Here is a 14,331-nt window from a genome sequence, read left to right as displayed (position 1 = left end):
CACTATTATTCATTTTAAAAGAAAGTCAATCAGTCCTAGCCTGACGGTCATTGATCCTCTGCTGGAATTCAGACCATGTCCCCTCTGATTCGCTTAACCGCCAGCTTCATCGCCTTGATGATGGCCATGGGCATCGGGCGTTTCGCCCTGACGCCGCAACTGCCGCACCTGCTCAGCGAAGGCCAGATCGACCTGACTGCCGCCGGTCTGATTGCGGCGGCCAACTACCTCGGTTACTTCGTTGGCGCGGTGGACGCGATGTTCGCTCGTCGTCATCACCACGTTCGCCTGCGGTTGCTGGGTGGATTGTGGCTGTGTGTGCTGCTGACCCTGGCGTCGTTCTGGGCCAACGGCTTTTGGTCCCATCTGCTGCTGCGCTTTGGCACCGGCGTGGCCAGCGCCTGGGTGTTGGTGATGATCACTGCGTTGAGCCAGCCATTGGCTGCGGCGGCCGGGCGCCCACGGCTGGGTGCGTTGGTATTTGCCGGACCGGGTTTGGGGATTTTTCTGACGGGGTTGTTGGCCTTGGGCTCACACCTGTTGGGGCAAACTTCCGCAACGTTGTGGCTGGTGTACGCCGCTGTTGCGCTGGTAATGCTGCTGGGGATTCTGCCCTTCCTGCCGCAACCGACTGCCGCAGTAGCCGCACCGACCGTCAATACATCAGGCAATCAGGGCATCGGTCGTTTAGGGCTGATCTATGGTTTGTACGGCTTGGGCTACATCATCCCGGCCACGTTCCTCTCGCAAATGGCCAACGCGCAGTTCCATGGTCAATGGATGGCGGATCTGTTCTGGCCATGCTTCGGCCTTGCGGCAGCGATTGGCGTGGTGCTGGTGAGTTTGCGTCGACATAACCCGAATGCCACGCGGCATTGGCTGATGGCGACGTTGTGGTTGCAAGCCGCCGGGGTGTTCGCCTGCTTGCTGGGCAGCGGCCCGGGCTTGGCGCTGGGCGTTATCCTGTGTGGCACGCCGTTCCTGGCCTGCATGCAACTGGTGATGCAACGCTCCCGGGAACTGGCACCCCACGCCACTCAGCGCAATGCCGGATTGCTGACCGCGTGCTTTGCCGTGGGACAACTCGCCGGGCCTTTGTTGGCAGCAACCAGCAGCCATTTCAGCGGTGGCCTGCAACCTGCGCTGATCGTCGCCGGCAGCGGCTTGCTGATCGCAGGCGGTTTGCTGCTGGGCCCGCTCAGTGCTGGCCGAGGGCTCTGCGTAAACGACGGCGCACCCACTGCTCAGCGCTGACAAAAGTGATGCCGAGCAGCACCAGCACCGCGCCGATCACGAAGTTGAGGCTCAGGTCTTCCCCCAGTAACACCACGCCGAACGTGACGCCGAACAGCGGCGTCATGAACGAAAATACTGCCAGGTTCGCCGCCAGATAGCGGCGCAACAGCCAGAACCAAGTCAGGTAACTGAAGAACGACACCACCAAACCCTGGAACAGCACGCTGGCCACCGCCACCGTGGTCAGGCTGACGTGGGAGACCTGGCCGCTGAGGACCGCGATCAGCAACAGGCCGACAAAACCGACGATCAATTGATAGAACAAGGTCAGGGTCACCGGTGCTTCCGACAGCCGCGAGGCTCGCACCACCACCGTGGTCGCGCCCCACGAGGCACCGGCCAGAACGCCCAACGCATCGCCCATCAACATGCGATGGTCGAGATTGTCCCAGGACACGCCGCCGGCAAACGCGATGGCGATCCCGACAAACGCGAGAAAAATCCCCAGCCATTGCACCGGTCTTAAACGCTCGCTCGGCAACAGCCAATGGACGCCCAACGCGGTGAAGATCGGCGCGGTGTAGAGGAACACCGACATGTGCGCGGCGGTGGTCAATTGCAGGCCTTCGGAAATAAAGAAGAACTCCAGACCAAACAACGCGCCGGCCAGTAGTCCACCGCGCCACGTATGGCTGACTTGATCCCAACCACCCTTCCAGCAGATGAGAAGTCCTACAAGCAACGCAGAAATGCCCGAACGCCCGGCGGCTTGCATGACCGGTGCAATGTCCGGCGCCGCCCATTTGATCATCACCTGCTGCACGCCCCAGATCAGGCACAGCCCGAGCATCACTTGCAGGGCAAACCCATCGGCGCTACGCCGGGTGGCGCTCACCGGAACACCTCGAAAACACAATCCATGGCAGTGACTCGACAGTAAAAAGCAAAGCCCCAGCTCAAGGCTGGGGCGAAAAATTATGCTGTCGATTATTAACCAGATGGCCAGAAAATGCCGCCTGTAAGAGATATACCGAGCAAAGACAATCCTGTGGGAGCGGGCTTGCTCGCGAAGAGGCCATTACATTCAACATTGTTGTTGAATGACAGACCGCTTTCGCGAGCAAGCCCGCTCCCACAATGGACTGCGTTTAGCCAGTGGTCACCATCGCGACCGTGGGCCGAGTTTGCTCACGCCAAGCCAAAACGAAGTAAATCGCACCGCCGAGGAAGCAACCGGTGAACCAGGCAAAGTTGGCCATCGGTTGCAGCACTGGCGTGAAGGTGATCGCGACGCCCATCAACGTGGCTGGAATCAGTGCCTTGACTGCCGTCCAGTTGACCCCACCGCTGTAGTAATACTTACCGCTCGGTCCGTCATCGAACAACGCATCCACATCGATCTGCTGCTTTTTGATCAGGTAGTAATCCACCAGCAGAATCCCGAACAACGGACCGATAAACGCCGCGAGTACATCAAGTGTGTAATGGATCACTTCAGGGTTGTTGAACAGGTTCCACGGGGTGATGAAGATCGACGCCACGGCGGCAATCATGCCACCGGCACGCCAGCTGATTTTGCTCGGGGCGACGTTGGCGAAGTCGAACGCCGGGGACACGAAGTTGGCGACGATGTTGATGCCGATGGTCGCGGTGACGAAGGCGAAAGCACCGAGCAGCACCGCCACGCTGTTGTCGATGCGCGCCACCGTGGCAATCGGGTCGTGGAGCATTTCACCGAACACCGGCAAGGTGCCGGAGACGATCACCACCGTCACCAGCGAGAACGCCAGAAAATTCACCGGCAGGCCCCAGAAATTGCCGCGACGCACGTCCGCCATGCTGCGGCAATAGCGACTGAAATCGCCGAAATTCAGGGTTGGCCCGGAAAAGTACGACACCACCAGCGCCGTCGCGACGATGACTTGTCCGAAAGCTTCCCAGCCAGAGAGGGATTTTTCCGCGAGGGTGAAGCTGATATTGCTCCAACCGGCCTGCCAGACGATCCAGCCGGCGAGCATGAACATCACGCCGTACACCACGGGTCCTGCCCAATCGATGAAACGACGGATCGATTCCATCCCAGTCCAGAACACCAGCGCCTGGACGAACCACAAACTGAGGAAACCGAACCAGCCCAGGTAGGACAAACCGGCAAAGTGCGGTTCGGCGTAGGCTGCCATCGTAGGAAAAAACCGCAAGACGACAATGATCAGCGCACTGGACGCCAGGTAGGTCTGAATCCCGTACCAAGCCACCGCGATAAGGCCACGAATGACCGCAGGAATATTCGCGCCGAACACGCCGAACGCCAACCGGCAGATCACCGGATACGGCACCGCCGCTTGCTGGCTCGGCTTAGCCACCAGGTTGGCGATCAACTGCACGATGCAGATCCCGCCGAGCAACGCGATCAACACCTGCCAACTCGCCAGCCCAAGGGCAAACAGGCTGGCGGCGAACACATAACCACCAACGCTGTGCACGTCGCTCATCCAGAAAGCGAAGATGTTGTACCAATTCCATTTCTGCGGCAGCGGCCCCAGATCCTGGTTATACAGGCGGGGGCTATAGCCGTTGGGCACTTGCTCGGTCATCGCGGGGCTCCTCGTCAGAACCGACCCACCGCACTGCGTACGGGAGCCGGCATCGTTTGTATACGAGTTGCTACGCAGAATGCGTGCCATAGGCGTTTAACATGTGACAGAACACGGCTTTCAAGCGGCGGGGGGATAGGTTTCAGATCGGTTTTCGGGCAACGAATGCCCATGAACAGGGCGCAGGCGCCTGCTAACGGTGCAAAGTTTTATGTATACAACTGGAATGGGTGACTGCTGCGCAGTCAATTCGCGAGCAAGCCCGCCCCCACAGAGAATTTATGTTTGGCTGAAAATCTTCATCTCACGCAAATCCCCTGTGGGAGCGGGCTTGCTCGCGAAGACGTCATCACAGACAACTCAAATCACCGCACCCTACGCGCAACCCAATGCCCGACAGTGCAAGCCACACACGTCGCAAAAGTACCCCACGCCATATCCATCACCGCCAACCCCGCCGACCACCCATTCAGCGTCGCCCAGTTGCTCAAGTCATAAGTGCCATAAGCCACCAACCCCAACAACGCCCCCAGGCGAGCGGCCCGTTGCCAGCTCAGCGCCGGCAATACCACAAACACCACACAACCGAAGACATAAAGGAGGTAGAACAACGCTGCCGGGGCCAGCAGCGGTTGGTCGAGCATCAGCGGGCCGAGCAGCGCGCGGTAGGTCGGCGCCATCAGCACGCCGAGCCAGAGGCCGTCGAGCACGAGAAACGCCAGCAAGGTGCCAGCGTAAGCCAGGAGAGCCTTTTTCATCGCAGTCCAACCCCATGTCATCGATTTACATGGGGCCAGTGCGCGGTCAGCTTAGTTCAATGCGATCCGCATGAATGACAATCTGGCCGTTCTTGTACAACGCGCCGATGGCCTTCTTGAAGTTGCCTTTGCTGACGCCGAACATGCTGCTGATCAGGGTCGGATCGCTCTTGTCGCTGATCGGCAGGGTGCCGTTGTTATCGCGCAACTTGGTGAGGATCTTCGAGTTCAGGCTGGTAGCCGCTTCTTCGCCGACTGGTTGCAGGCTCAGGCTGATCTTGCCGTCGGTACGAACTTCTTTAATGAAGCCCTTCTCTTCTTTACCGGCGCGCATGAACTTGAAGATTTCGTTCTTGTGGATCAAGCCCCAGTGCTTGTTGTTGATGATCGCCTTGAAACCCATGTCGGTCGCTTCGGCCACCAGCAGGTCAACTTCCTGGCCCGGGGTGTAGTTGGCCGGGGTCTTGTCCAGGTAGCGGTCCAGGCGCGCGGTCGCGGTGATGCGGCGGGTGTGCTTGTCGAGGTAGACGTGCACCACCACATACTCGCCGGCGGTCATCTGGCGTTTTTCTTCGGAGTACGGCAGCAACAGGTCCTTCGGCAGGCCCCAATCCAGGAACACGCCGATGCTGTTGACTTCAACGACTTTCAAACTGGCGAATTCACCGACCTGAACTTTCGGCGTTTCGGTAGTAGCGATAAGTTTGTCATCGCTGTCCAGATAAACAAAAACGTTGAGCCAATCTTCATCTTCGCTGGGAATATCTTTAGGGATATAACGATTGGGCAGAAGGATTTCACCGTCCGCGCCACCGTCCAGATATAAACCGAAGTTAGTGTGTTTAACCACTTGCAAACTGTTGTAGCGCCCGACTAAAGCCATTTCCAATACCCTCATTGCGTGGGCGGCATTCTACCCGGTTTTGCGAGCCGCGTTCGCCGGCCGGCCCGGTGGCGCGAGAAAATCCTCTGCAAGCCTTGATTTTCCTGGGTTTGTCGACGGGCTTGCAGCCGCTCGTCAGACGGATCCTGCGCCCCGAGTCAGCCTCCGTCGAGCTCAAGGTGCGTTTTCACTGCCCATCTTCTTATTTAAAACAGCAGCTTAGCCGGGTAATTCGGACAATAACTTGTGAATAATCGAGTGATTGCCTTGGTTATTTCAGGGGGATATTTACCAAGCAATTGTCAAGTATTTCCTGTACGATGCTTGGCCAAGTTAATTTTCTACAGGTTAATGGCCGCCATGCGTGTAAAAGCATCCAACAGCAAAGCAAAGCCAGCTCCAGCCGTTGAAACCAGCGAATCGATCAACAACCAGATCGCTGCTTTCCTCAAGTCCGGTGGCGAGATCCAGCAAATTGCCAAAGGCGTCAGCGGCCAGACATTCGGCCCGTCGAAGCAAATCACGCTCGGCAAGAAGTAACACCCTGCTTTAACTGGTCCGTAAGCGCTTTGAACGTCGAAGCGCTTGGACTGGAACCTCCTCGCAACACCTCGCAAAACCCATCAATATTTTTCAGAAATCGACGAACGGCCCTCAATGCCGAGCATTCGCCGGTATGCTTGCACACGTCTAGATTAAGCGTTTCAGCAGATTTCGGTTCCTGCTTCCTCGCGGTCATGGAGTGACGCATGCTCAAACCCTCCTATCTATTGCTCGGCGCCCTCCTGCTGTCGTGCTCGAGTGCCAACGCGCAAATTTTCCAGCGCGAGTTGGGCGACTTCGACCTCAAGCTCGGCACTACCCCGAGCCGCAGCATGGCCCAAGGGTTGGTCAAGCCTTCCAGCACCGGCTCGTTCCACGGTGGTCTCGACCTGAGCCATGACAGCGGCTTCTATGTGGGCCAATGGTCGCCGAGCATGGGCTTGAGCCCAGGCAGCAACCTCGAAGTCGATTCCTACATGGGCTTCAAGCAACCCTTCGATAAAACCCTCGGCTACGAAGTCGGCATGATCCATTACAGCTATCCGAAAGTGGACACCCTCGACAGCCAGGAGCTATTCGGTGGCCTGACCTTTCTCGGCAGCCGTTTCGGCGCCGCCTTCAGCAACGACCCCGACAAACAGAACAGCACCGTGTTCGCCGACCTCGGTGGTAACCAGCCGTTCGGCATCGGGATCAGCATGAAATACACCACCCACCAGCTCAACACGCCGGTGTCGGTCGACGGTGGTGCAATCGGCAGTTTCACCGACTGGTCGCTGCAACTATCCCGCGCGTTCATGGGCGTCGACCTGGACCTGATCTACAGCGACTCCAACCTCAGCGGCAGCGATTGTTCCGCCTACTCCGGGCACAACAGCCAATGCGACGGGCTGGTCACCCTCAAGGCCGAACGCGCCTTCTATTGATCGGCTTGAACTGCCGGGCTTATCTTGCGTTCACATAGAGACACCTTTAAAGAAGCCAGGCTTCGCAAGGACTCGCCCATGTCGCGCTGGTTTAAACGCGTTGCTCTACTGCTGACCATCACCCTGGCCCTCGGCGCCTGCAGCCGCATGGGCCTGGCCTACCGCAACCTCGACGTGATCATTCCGTGGACGCTCAGCGACTACCTGGACATGAACGGCGAGCAAAAAGGCTGGTTCAACGAACGCCTCAAGGAACACCTGAGCTGGCACTGCACCACCCAACTGCCGGGTTACCTCGATTGGCTGGACCGGTTGCAGGCGATGGTCGAAACCAATCAGGTCACCGACGAGGCGCTCAAGGCCCGCACCCAGGAAGCCAAGCAAGCCATCGCCCAGACTGCCAAGGAGATCACCCCGTCGGCCATCGAATTGCTGCAAGGACTGAATGACCAGCAAGTGGCGGAGATGAACGACGCCTTCGCCAAGGATCAGCGCAAACGCCAGGAGGACTACCTCAAGCCATCCCTGGATCAGCAAATCAAGGACCGTGGCGAGCGCATGGACAAACGCCTGAATGACTGGCTCGGACCGCTCAGCCCGACCCAGCAGCAACGGGTGACGGCGTGGTCAAAAGCCTTGGGCGACCAGAATCAACAATGGATCGCCAACCGCGTGCATTGGCAGAAGCAATTCAGCGCGGCCGTTGCGCAGCGCCAGAGTGCAGAATTCCCACAGCGGATCGAGATGCTTCTGGTCAATCGTGAGAGTTTATGGACACCGGCTTACCGCCAGGCCTACGCCAACACCGAGGCACAGGCCCGGGGACTGTTGGTGGATTTGATGGCCGAAAGCACGCCGGAGCAGCGGCAGCGGTTGTTGAAGAAGATTGATGGGGTGAGGAAGGACTTCAATGATTTGAAATGCCTGAAAGCCGTTAAACAAGGCTGAACTCAACACAAATCCAACTGTGGGAGCGGGCTTGCTCGCGAAGGCGTCATGTCAGTCAACATTGATATCGACTGAGACGACGCTTTCGCGAGCAAGCCCGCTCCCACATTAGTTTTGCGGTGTTCTTCAGGCGATCTGCGCTTTCGACGCCACCTGATCGAACGTCACTTCATCCAGCGCATCCTGCTGCTCATCCAGCACTTGGCGCGGATGATCATTCCCCGGAATGCTGCTGTCGATCAGGCTCAACAAACTCGATCCTCGCTGCGTCAAAATGTAGTTCGAGCCGCTGCCGCCCTGCTCTTCCGGCCGGGGCTCGATATAACCGCGTTCCAGCAGTAACTTTTCGTACTCGCCGGCCACCGCTTTCAGGTGATCCAGGTTCTCAGTCTGCTCGCCTTCCGACGCTTTCTCCGCCGCGTACTGCTCGGCGTAGGCCCGAGGCGTGTAGCTGCCCTCACCGTGCTGCACTTCGTGCAGCAAGCGTTCGATCAAATCCCAGTTATAAGTCGTCATCCTTTCAACCTCCAAGCCAGAGTGTGTGATGGCCTTCATAGGTTGTGACCGACGGCGCGGGTAGCCGTTCAGCCGAGGTTTTGAACGGTACCGACCGGTGGTATGTCGAATTTCCCACAGGCCGAACGACTAGGCTGTGTAAGCCAACTCCCAGCATCCCGCAGGAGAAAACCCAATGAACGTTCAGAATCATCCCGTCGTCTCGCGAGAAGAATGGCTCGCCGCCCGCAAGCAACACCTGACACACGAAAAAGCCTTCACCAAGGAACGCGACAGACTCAGCGCTGAGCGCCGCGCCTTGCCCTGGGTAAAAATCGACAAGGACTATCGCTTCCAGGGCCCGAACGGCGAATTGAAACTGGCCGATCTATTCGGCGACAACAGCCAACTCATCATCTATCACTTCATGTTCGCCAAAGGCTGGGACGCAGGCTGCACCGGCTGCTCGTTCCTGTCCGACCACATCGACGGCGCCAACCTGCACCTGGCCCACCATGACGTGGCGGTGGTGGCGGTTTCCCACGCACCGTTCGCCGAATTCCAGGCCTTCAAGCGGCGCATGGGCTGGAAATTCGACTGGGTGTCGTCAGACGGTTGTGATTTCAACTACGACTTTGGCGTCTCGGCCCGAGCCGAAGACATCGCGGCCGGAACGGCGACCTACAACTACGAAAAAAACCCGTGGACCGAAGAAGAACTCCCCGGCCTCAGCGTGTTTTATCGCAACCCCGCCGGCGAGATCTTCCACACCTATTCCAGCTATGAACGAGGCCTGGACCTGCTGGTCGGCGCCTACAACTACCTCGACCTTACGCCCAAGGGCCGCAATGAAGAGGAAATCATGGAGTGGGTGAAACACCACGACAAATACGACGACAAGGGGTCGTCCAGTTGCTGTCATGGGGGATAATTTCGAGGGCCGAGGTGCGGCGGCTATTCGCGAGCAGGCTCGCTCCCACAGTGGAATGCATTACCTTGTGGGAGCGGGCTTGCTCGCGATGACGGACTAACTTTCAACATCGATGGCGACTGATACACCGCTATCGCGAGCAAGCTCTCTCCCCCATTATTCGAGGTCAGGAATCCGGTGGCATCGGCTTCTTCACAAAATCCACAAACGCCCGCAATGCCGGGGACATCTGCCGCTGACTCGGGTAATAAAGGTAAAAACCCGGAAACGCCGGCGTCCACTCCGGCAGCAGATGCACCAGCCGCCCGGAAGTAATGTGCTCCCGCACCTGATGCTCAAACAGATACGCAATCCCCGCCCCTTCAAGCGCCACGCGAGTGAGCATTTCCGGCTCCGTGACCACCAGCGGACCATTCACCGAAATCGCCAGCCGTTCACCGGCACGCTCAAACTCCCAGCGATACAGACTGCCGTCTGTGGGCCAGCGATAGGACAGGCATTGATGCTCGCTCAAATCATGCGGCGTGTGCGGCGTGCCGAATTGCTCGATATACGCCGGTGACGCCACGACCATCATTTCCAGATGCCCGCTCAACTCCACGGCGATCATGTCCTGATCGAGACTTTCGCCAAGCCGGATCCCGACGTCGAAACCACCCGCGACCATATCCACCAAACGCTCGTCGGTGACGATGTCGAGACTCACGCCGGGATAAGTGTTCAGGAACGGACCAATCAAAGGCGCCAGATAATGAATCGCCGCAATCCGTGGCGCATTGATGCGCAGTCGACCGCTGGGCGGCGTACCCGGCGTTTGCGTGACCCCGGCCAGCGCCGCGTCCACTTCGTTGAGCGCCGGTTGCAGCCGCAACAACAACCGCGCGCCGGCATCGCTGGGCGACACGCTGCGGGTGGTGCGGTTGAGCAGGCGCACGTCCAGCCGCTCTTCCAGTTGGCGGATGGTCTGACTCAACGCCGATGCCGACATCCCCAAATGAGCCGCCGCCCGCACGAAACTGCCGTGCTCGACCACCGCGACAAAGGCCCGAAGCTGGGCGTATTCACTGCCTCGCATTATGTATGGGTTCCTTAATAAGTCGGACCGATACTAACGCATTGTTGAAACAATCCCACTCCTTTGAGATTTACAGCGACGCGAGGTAAATGAAAATCCCCCTTCACGCAGCCGGAACGCTCATCACGGGAATACGCTGCTCAGGCTGGCTCACATCGTAAACATGTTGCTCACACCCCTCACCCACAAACTGGAACTCCACCAAATAGACCTTGCTTCGTTCTGGTGAAAGCGCTCTTCAGCGGGCCGTAACTATAACTACAAAAAAAGGACAGGTTGACTTTTTGGCCGCTATATAAACAAACAAATAAGCCAGCCCATTCTTCACCATTTTCCACAGTCTAAACAACCATGATCATAGCTACTTCTTGATCCTTAAAGTCCTCCAAGTCCCCTCCCCCTCCACCGAGGACTACTCCACCAGACTTCTCATAAAACCACTCTTCCGCCTCATCATAAACCAGTTCATAGAAAGAAGCGGCCACATCCATTCTCGAACCAAGTCGAGTACCGTCTGCCAAAAGGCCTTGATACGAATATGTGAGTTTTTTATCCCCCAACACATCGAAGTAATCAAACATCCAGACAGAAACACTAGATACTTTTTTATCTAAAAATCCAACTACCAATGCTCTTGTCTCAGATGAAACCAGCTTCGATTCGGGAAACTGGCAGTACCAGCCGGTAAGGGCAACGTCAGCAACAGCAAACTTAAAATATACTCGACCCTGCTGCTCATTAACTTCAAGCAAAAACAGCGGCGCCTCTGGAAACTTGTAGAGACCACTTACAAAATCAATACAGTACACCTTGATCAAAGCTTTAAAATCTTCAAGATCAGAGCCTAACTCGATACCAGCCAATGTCACACCAGGAACTATAGGTGCACTCCAACTAAAGATACTCATATCATACTCAAAAATAATTTCTGGTCTGTCCAGGCATTCAAAGCAAGCTTATTCGATACATTGAATTGTGTCTAAAGCTCCCTGGCTTGCAGTTTACGCCAAGGGATCAGCATTTACACATGATTCGCAATCTTCAAACCATGTCGTTCATTTGCCCGGTGGAAAACAAAGTAGAAGATCTATTTTTCCGGCCATGCCAAATAAAATAAACCCGTTCTTTTCTACCTGCCTACTCGCGAGTCGCACCTTAGCCTTGACTTAAGGCTGGCTAACGGTGCCCTATTTCTATTTCAGGAAGCCCACTCCGTCTTATCAGGAAAATGACCCTCCCTCCAAAGACGCACTAATTTTGTTGCAGCTCTTTTTGACCACGCTCCATTTTTATCCAGAGGGCACTCTTTCAGTAGACGAATAGACTCACCATCTTTATCTATCCGAATCAATCCAACATCCAAATTCCGGCCAAACGTGTATTCAACATACTCTTTCGTTTCTGCGACTTTATCCATTTCCATATAAAACGCCATACAACTCCCCTCCATTTCCTAGTGGACTCGGATATCGCAACTGTATTTTAACATGAGCAACACCATTGCAAACTTATGGCAAAAATCGGGATCAAAAATTGGCCAGATTTACTTCTGGCCATTACATAGCAAAAAAAATAATCCCGCCCATTTATTGCATAGCCCAAAAAAGGTAAATCCCCCCTCCTTTCCCCCTACAAATAACCTGCCTTCTTCAACATTGCCAACAGCTCAGCGTTTAGTGATTCGTCACTTATTCCTTCAGTTTTTCCTGGCCCCCGCCAATGCCAGATAAGCTGCAGGGCCAAGCTATCCACCTCGATAAACTCTTCATGAAAAAGCTCGCTAAGCCGTACATTACCAAGGGTGCTATCAACACTTATTAATTCTCTGAAAACCTCACACGGCAGTTTATCTTCGTTTATACCCTCAAGCATAAATACTCCAGTGCAATTAACCAGTTTAAGAATAGAAGGGAAGATTTATTTTTAGTCGCTGCCGTACAAATAAATCCGTCCATTTTTTCATCTCCTCATTTTTCACGCCTAACGAAGCGCTCAATTATGCACAGAGGCACGCTCGACAGTTTGATTTTTAACTTACACCAATTCTTGAAACCTAGAATCCCCGCGCATCAACCTTAGAGCTTCAGACCAGTTCCACAGTACCCCTTCAATGTGACCCGCAGGCACCAGTTTTCCAACATTACTCTCAGGAAAAATCACCATTGCTTCTTCACAGCAATGATAAAAAACATTGAAACAATTCGCTTCCACATCGGTCAAGACAATAAAACTTTGTCCTTGCTCATCTAAAGGCGAATATATTTTATGCGCACACGCACCATGCTCGATTCCAAATCTGTCTCTCGTCCCGTCTACGATACAATCAAATACTCCTCTTGACGTAGCCAGCCCACCCCATCACCGATTGCTATATACATTCCCATGCGTCACCTCAAAATCAGTATTTTATCTTTCGATGCTGCGGGCAATCCCTCAATCCAGCTTGTCACTAGCCTTTGATTATCAAGCGTCAAGTCTCTGTAATCCAGAGGAACTATATCTGCCTTATCAATATGCTTTATCAACTGCTCATAATTAGTTTTTGCATTATTAACAAAAACTTATTAAGCGGTTCAACCCTGCTGGCATCAGTTCACATAAAGTCAACGGTTTTCCCTGCATAAGGTCCATCAACAAACACGAAGTCTGGATTCGGTTGCCCAAGAATTGGCTCCATTCGTTTCAAGGTACTGCCAAAAGTATTCTCTAGCTGAACAGCTGCCTGACCTTCGTGCAACGCAATTTTCTGAGTATCAGGATCAAGTGCCAACTCTTCAATCCGCCTAACGTTGGTGGATACAATAGGGTTGATAGAGTTTAACCCTGTCTCAGGAACCGTTGCGTGATGCTTGTGATTTGATGGATGTGATTGGTCGGCGGCTGCGGGCGCAGGTCGCGGGGTGAATAAAAACGGGCGACCTTTTGGGTCGCCCGTTTTATGTCATGAACAATAGAAGAGCCCTTTTATGCAGCAGGTACGCTCGTCACGGGAACACGCTGCTCAGGCAGGGTCACATCGTAAACATGCTGCTCACAGCCCTGCCCCACAAACTGGAACTCCACCAGATAGACCTTGCTTCGTTCTGGCGTAAAAGTGTTCTTCAGCGGGCCGCAACTATAATTGCCGCCGGCGTCTCTACCATTCGAATATCCCGACACCTCAAAAGACTTATCGGCATCGGCTTGTACTTCCAACTGCGGAAAGCGTTTAACCGCCGCGCTATTGGCCACTTCGTTAAGTTTGGCGATCCAGCCGAACACCTTGCCTTGGCCAGAGTCCACCACGGTCCCTAGCACTTCCATTCTCTGGTCAGGATCGGCTGCACGGCGGACCGAGAACTCGACTGGAAATGTGTTACCCGACGCTTTCATGATGACCTTGGCGTGCTGCGCATCGACAGCTACCGTGTTTTGGCGTAGCTGGATGCCGTCTTTCAGCAGGCTGGGGGAGGAGTCCCTGACGTTGGAATGGCAGCCTGACAAGGTGAGAATCAGGGCTAGTATTAACAGTGGAGTTCTTTTCACTTCTGAATATCCTTATTAAAGGTATGCCCGGTGGAAAACGAAGAAGAAAAATCTATTTTCCTGCCATGCCAAATAAAATAAACCCGTTCTTTTCTACCTGCCCACTCGCGAGTCTTACCTTAGCCTTGATTTAAGGCTGGCTAACGGCGCCCTTTTTTCCATTTCTACTTCTATTTCTTCAGGAAGCCCACTCCGTCTTATCAGGAAAATGACCTTCCCTCCAAAGACGCACTAATTTTGTTGCAGCTCTTTTTGACCACGCTCCATTTTTATCTAGAGGGCACTCTTTCAGCACGCGAATAGATTCACCATCTTTATCCATTCGAATCAATCCAACATCCGAATTCCGGCCAAACGTATATTCAACATACTCTTTCGTTTCGGCTACTTTATCCATCTCTATATAAAACGCCATAC

Annotated in this window: 17 protein-coding genes and 1 pseudogene; 5 read left to right on the top strand and 13 right to left on the bottom strand. The window is 54.9% G+C overall.

Annotation, left to right across the window (positions count from 1 at the left end; translation table 11 throughout):
• The first annotated feature begins 75 nt into the window (after positions 1-75).
• A complete protein-coding gene (locus ACIQY3_RS06120) occupies positions 76-1,254 on the top strand; it encodes an MFS transporter (RefSeq protein ID WP_403018007.1) in 1,179 nt (392 codons plus the stop codon).
• Here the strand turns inward: ACIQY3_RS06120 and ACIQY3_RS06115 are convergent.
• The 4 genes from ACIQY3_RS06115 to ACIQY3_RS06100 all read right to left on the bottom strand — a co-directional run bounded on the left by ACIQY3_RS06115 (position 1,199) and on the right by ACIQY3_RS06100 (position 5,471).
• Positions 1,199-2,131, bottom strand: a complete 933-nt coding sequence (locus ACIQY3_RS06115) for a DMT family transporter (protein ID WP_403018006.1) — start codon at positions 2,129-2,131, stop codon at positions 1,199-1,201. The genes ACIQY3_RS06120 and ACIQY3_RS06115 overlap by 56 nt on opposite strands.
• A 253-nt stretch (positions 2,132-2,384) precedes the next feature.
• Positions 2,385-3,830, bottom strand: a complete 1,446-nt coding sequence (locus ACIQY3_RS06110; protein ID WP_403018005.1) for an NCS1 family nucleobase:cation symporter-1 — start codon at positions 3,828-3,830, stop codon at positions 2,385-2,387.
• 365 nt (positions 3,831-4,195) lie between these two features.
• Positions 4,196-4,588, bottom strand: a complete 393-nt coding sequence (locus ACIQY3_RS06105; RefSeq protein WP_403018004.1) for a DUF2177 family protein — start codon at positions 4,586-4,588, stop codon at positions 4,196-4,198.
• Positions 4,589-4,634: 46 nt separating this feature from the next.
• A complete protein-coding gene (locus tag ACIQY3_RS06100) occupies positions 4,635-5,471 on the bottom strand; it encodes a S1 RNA-binding domain-containing protein (protein ID WP_403018003.1) in 837 nt (278 codons plus the stop codon).
• A 351-nt stretch (positions 5,472-5,822) separates the two neighbouring features.
• On the opposite strand from ACIQY3_RS06100, the gene ACIQY3_RS06095 reads away from it, so the two are divergent.
• The 3 genes from ACIQY3_RS06095 (at position 5,823) to ACIQY3_RS06085 (ending at position 7,888) form a co-directional block, all read left to right on the top strand.
• A complete protein-coding gene (locus ACIQY3_RS06095; RefSeq protein WP_017337097.1) occupies positions 5,823-6,011 on the top strand; it encodes a hypothetical protein in 189 nt (62 codons plus the stop codon).
• A 209-nt stretch (positions 6,012-6,220) separates the two neighbouring features.
• A complete protein-coding gene (locus tag ACIQY3_RS06090; protein ID WP_403018002.1) occupies positions 6,221-6,940 on the top strand; it encodes a TorF family putative porin in 720 nt (239 codons plus the stop codon).
• Between the two features lie 78 nt (positions 6,941-7,018).
• Positions 7,019-7,888 (top strand): DUF6279 family lipoprotein, encoded by an 870-nt coding sequence (locus ACIQY3_RS06085; protein ID WP_403018001.1) that lies wholly within the window; start codon positions 7,019-7,021, stop codon positions 7,886-7,888.
• Between the two features lie 126 nt (positions 7,889-8,014).
• Here ACIQY3_RS06085 and ACIQY3_RS06080 read toward each other — a convergent pair whose 3' ends face one another.
• Positions 8,015-8,404, bottom strand: a complete 390-nt coding sequence (locus ACIQY3_RS06080) for a transcriptional regulator (protein WP_403018000.1) — start codon at positions 8,402-8,404, stop codon at positions 8,015-8,017.
• A gap of 175 nt (positions 8,405-8,579) precedes the next feature.
• Here ACIQY3_RS06080 and ACIQY3_RS06075 point away from each other — a divergent pair, with 175 nt between their 5' ends.
• Complete coding sequence (locus ACIQY3_RS06075; RefSeq protein WP_403017999.1) at positions 8,580-9,314, top strand: DUF899 domain-containing protein; 735 nt, start codon at positions 8,580-8,582, stop codon at positions 9,312-9,314.
• Between the two features lie 166 nt (positions 9,315-9,480).
• On the opposite strand, the gene ACIQY3_RS06070 is transcribed toward ACIQY3_RS06075, so the two are convergent.
• The 8 genes and pseudogenes from ACIQY3_RS06070 to ACIQY3_RS06035 all read right to left on the bottom strand — a co-directional run bounded on the left by ACIQY3_RS06070 (position 9,481) and on the right by ACIQY3_RS06035 (position 14,329).
• The gene (locus tag ACIQY3_RS06070) at positions 9,481-10,389 is read right to left on the bottom strand and encodes a LysR family transcriptional regulator (protein ID WP_403017998.1); all 909 of its coding nucleotides are present in this window, start codon (positions 10,387-10,389) and stop codon (positions 9,481-9,483) included.
• Between the two features lie 341 nt (positions 10,390-10,730).
• Positions 10,731-11,297 (bottom strand): hypothetical protein, encoded by a 567-nt coding sequence (locus tag ACIQY3_RS06065; RefSeq protein WP_403017997.1) that lies wholly within the window; start codon positions 11,295-11,297, stop codon positions 10,731-10,733.
• 290 nt (positions 11,298-11,587) lie between these two features.
• Positions 11,588-11,824 carry a hypothetical protein gene (locus ACIQY3_RS06060; RefSeq protein WP_403017996.1) on the bottom strand — a complete coding sequence of 79 codons (237 nt, stop codon included), beginning with the start codon at positions 11,822-11,824 and terminating at the stop codon, positions 11,588-11,590.
• A 194-nt stretch (positions 11,825-12,018) separates the two neighbouring features.
• The gene (locus ACIQY3_RS06055) at positions 12,019-12,261 is read right to left on the bottom strand and encodes a hypothetical protein (RefSeq protein WP_403017995.1); all 243 of its coding nucleotides are present in this window, start codon (positions 12,259-12,261) and stop codon (positions 12,019-12,021) included.
• Between the two features lie 515 nt (positions 12,262-12,776).
• A pseudogene (locus tag ACIQY3_RS06050) lies at positions 12,777-12,935 on the bottom strand (hypothetical protein); the annotation flags it as partial.
• Positions 12,936-12,982: 47 nt separating this feature from the next.
• Positions 12,983-13,159, bottom strand: coding sequence for a hypothetical protein (locus ACIQY3_RS06045; protein WP_403017994.1), 177 nt, complete (start codon positions 13,157-13,159; stop codon positions 12,983-12,985).
• 194 nt (positions 13,160-13,353) lie between these two features.
• Positions 13,354-13,914 carry a hypothetical protein gene (locus ACIQY3_RS06040; protein ID WP_403017993.1) on the bottom strand — a complete coding sequence of 187 codons (561 nt, stop codon included), beginning with the start codon at positions 13,912-13,914 and terminating at the stop codon, positions 13,354-13,356.
• 178 nt (positions 13,915-14,092) lie between these two features.
• Complete coding sequence (locus ACIQY3_RS06035) at positions 14,093-14,329, bottom strand: hypothetical protein (RefSeq protein WP_403017992.1); 237 nt, start codon at positions 14,327-14,329, stop codon at positions 14,093-14,095.
• Between the last annotated feature and the right edge of the window lie 2 nt (positions 14,330-14,331).

Source organism: Pseudomonas sp. NPDC096950, assembly GCF_044762525.1.
Classification (GTDB): Bacteria; Pseudomonadota; Gammaproteobacteria; order Pseudomonadales; family Pseudomonadaceae; genus Aquipseudomonas.
The sequence above is the reverse complement of the archived record's forward strand: the minus strand, read 5'-3'. Positions and strand labels throughout refer to the sequence as shown.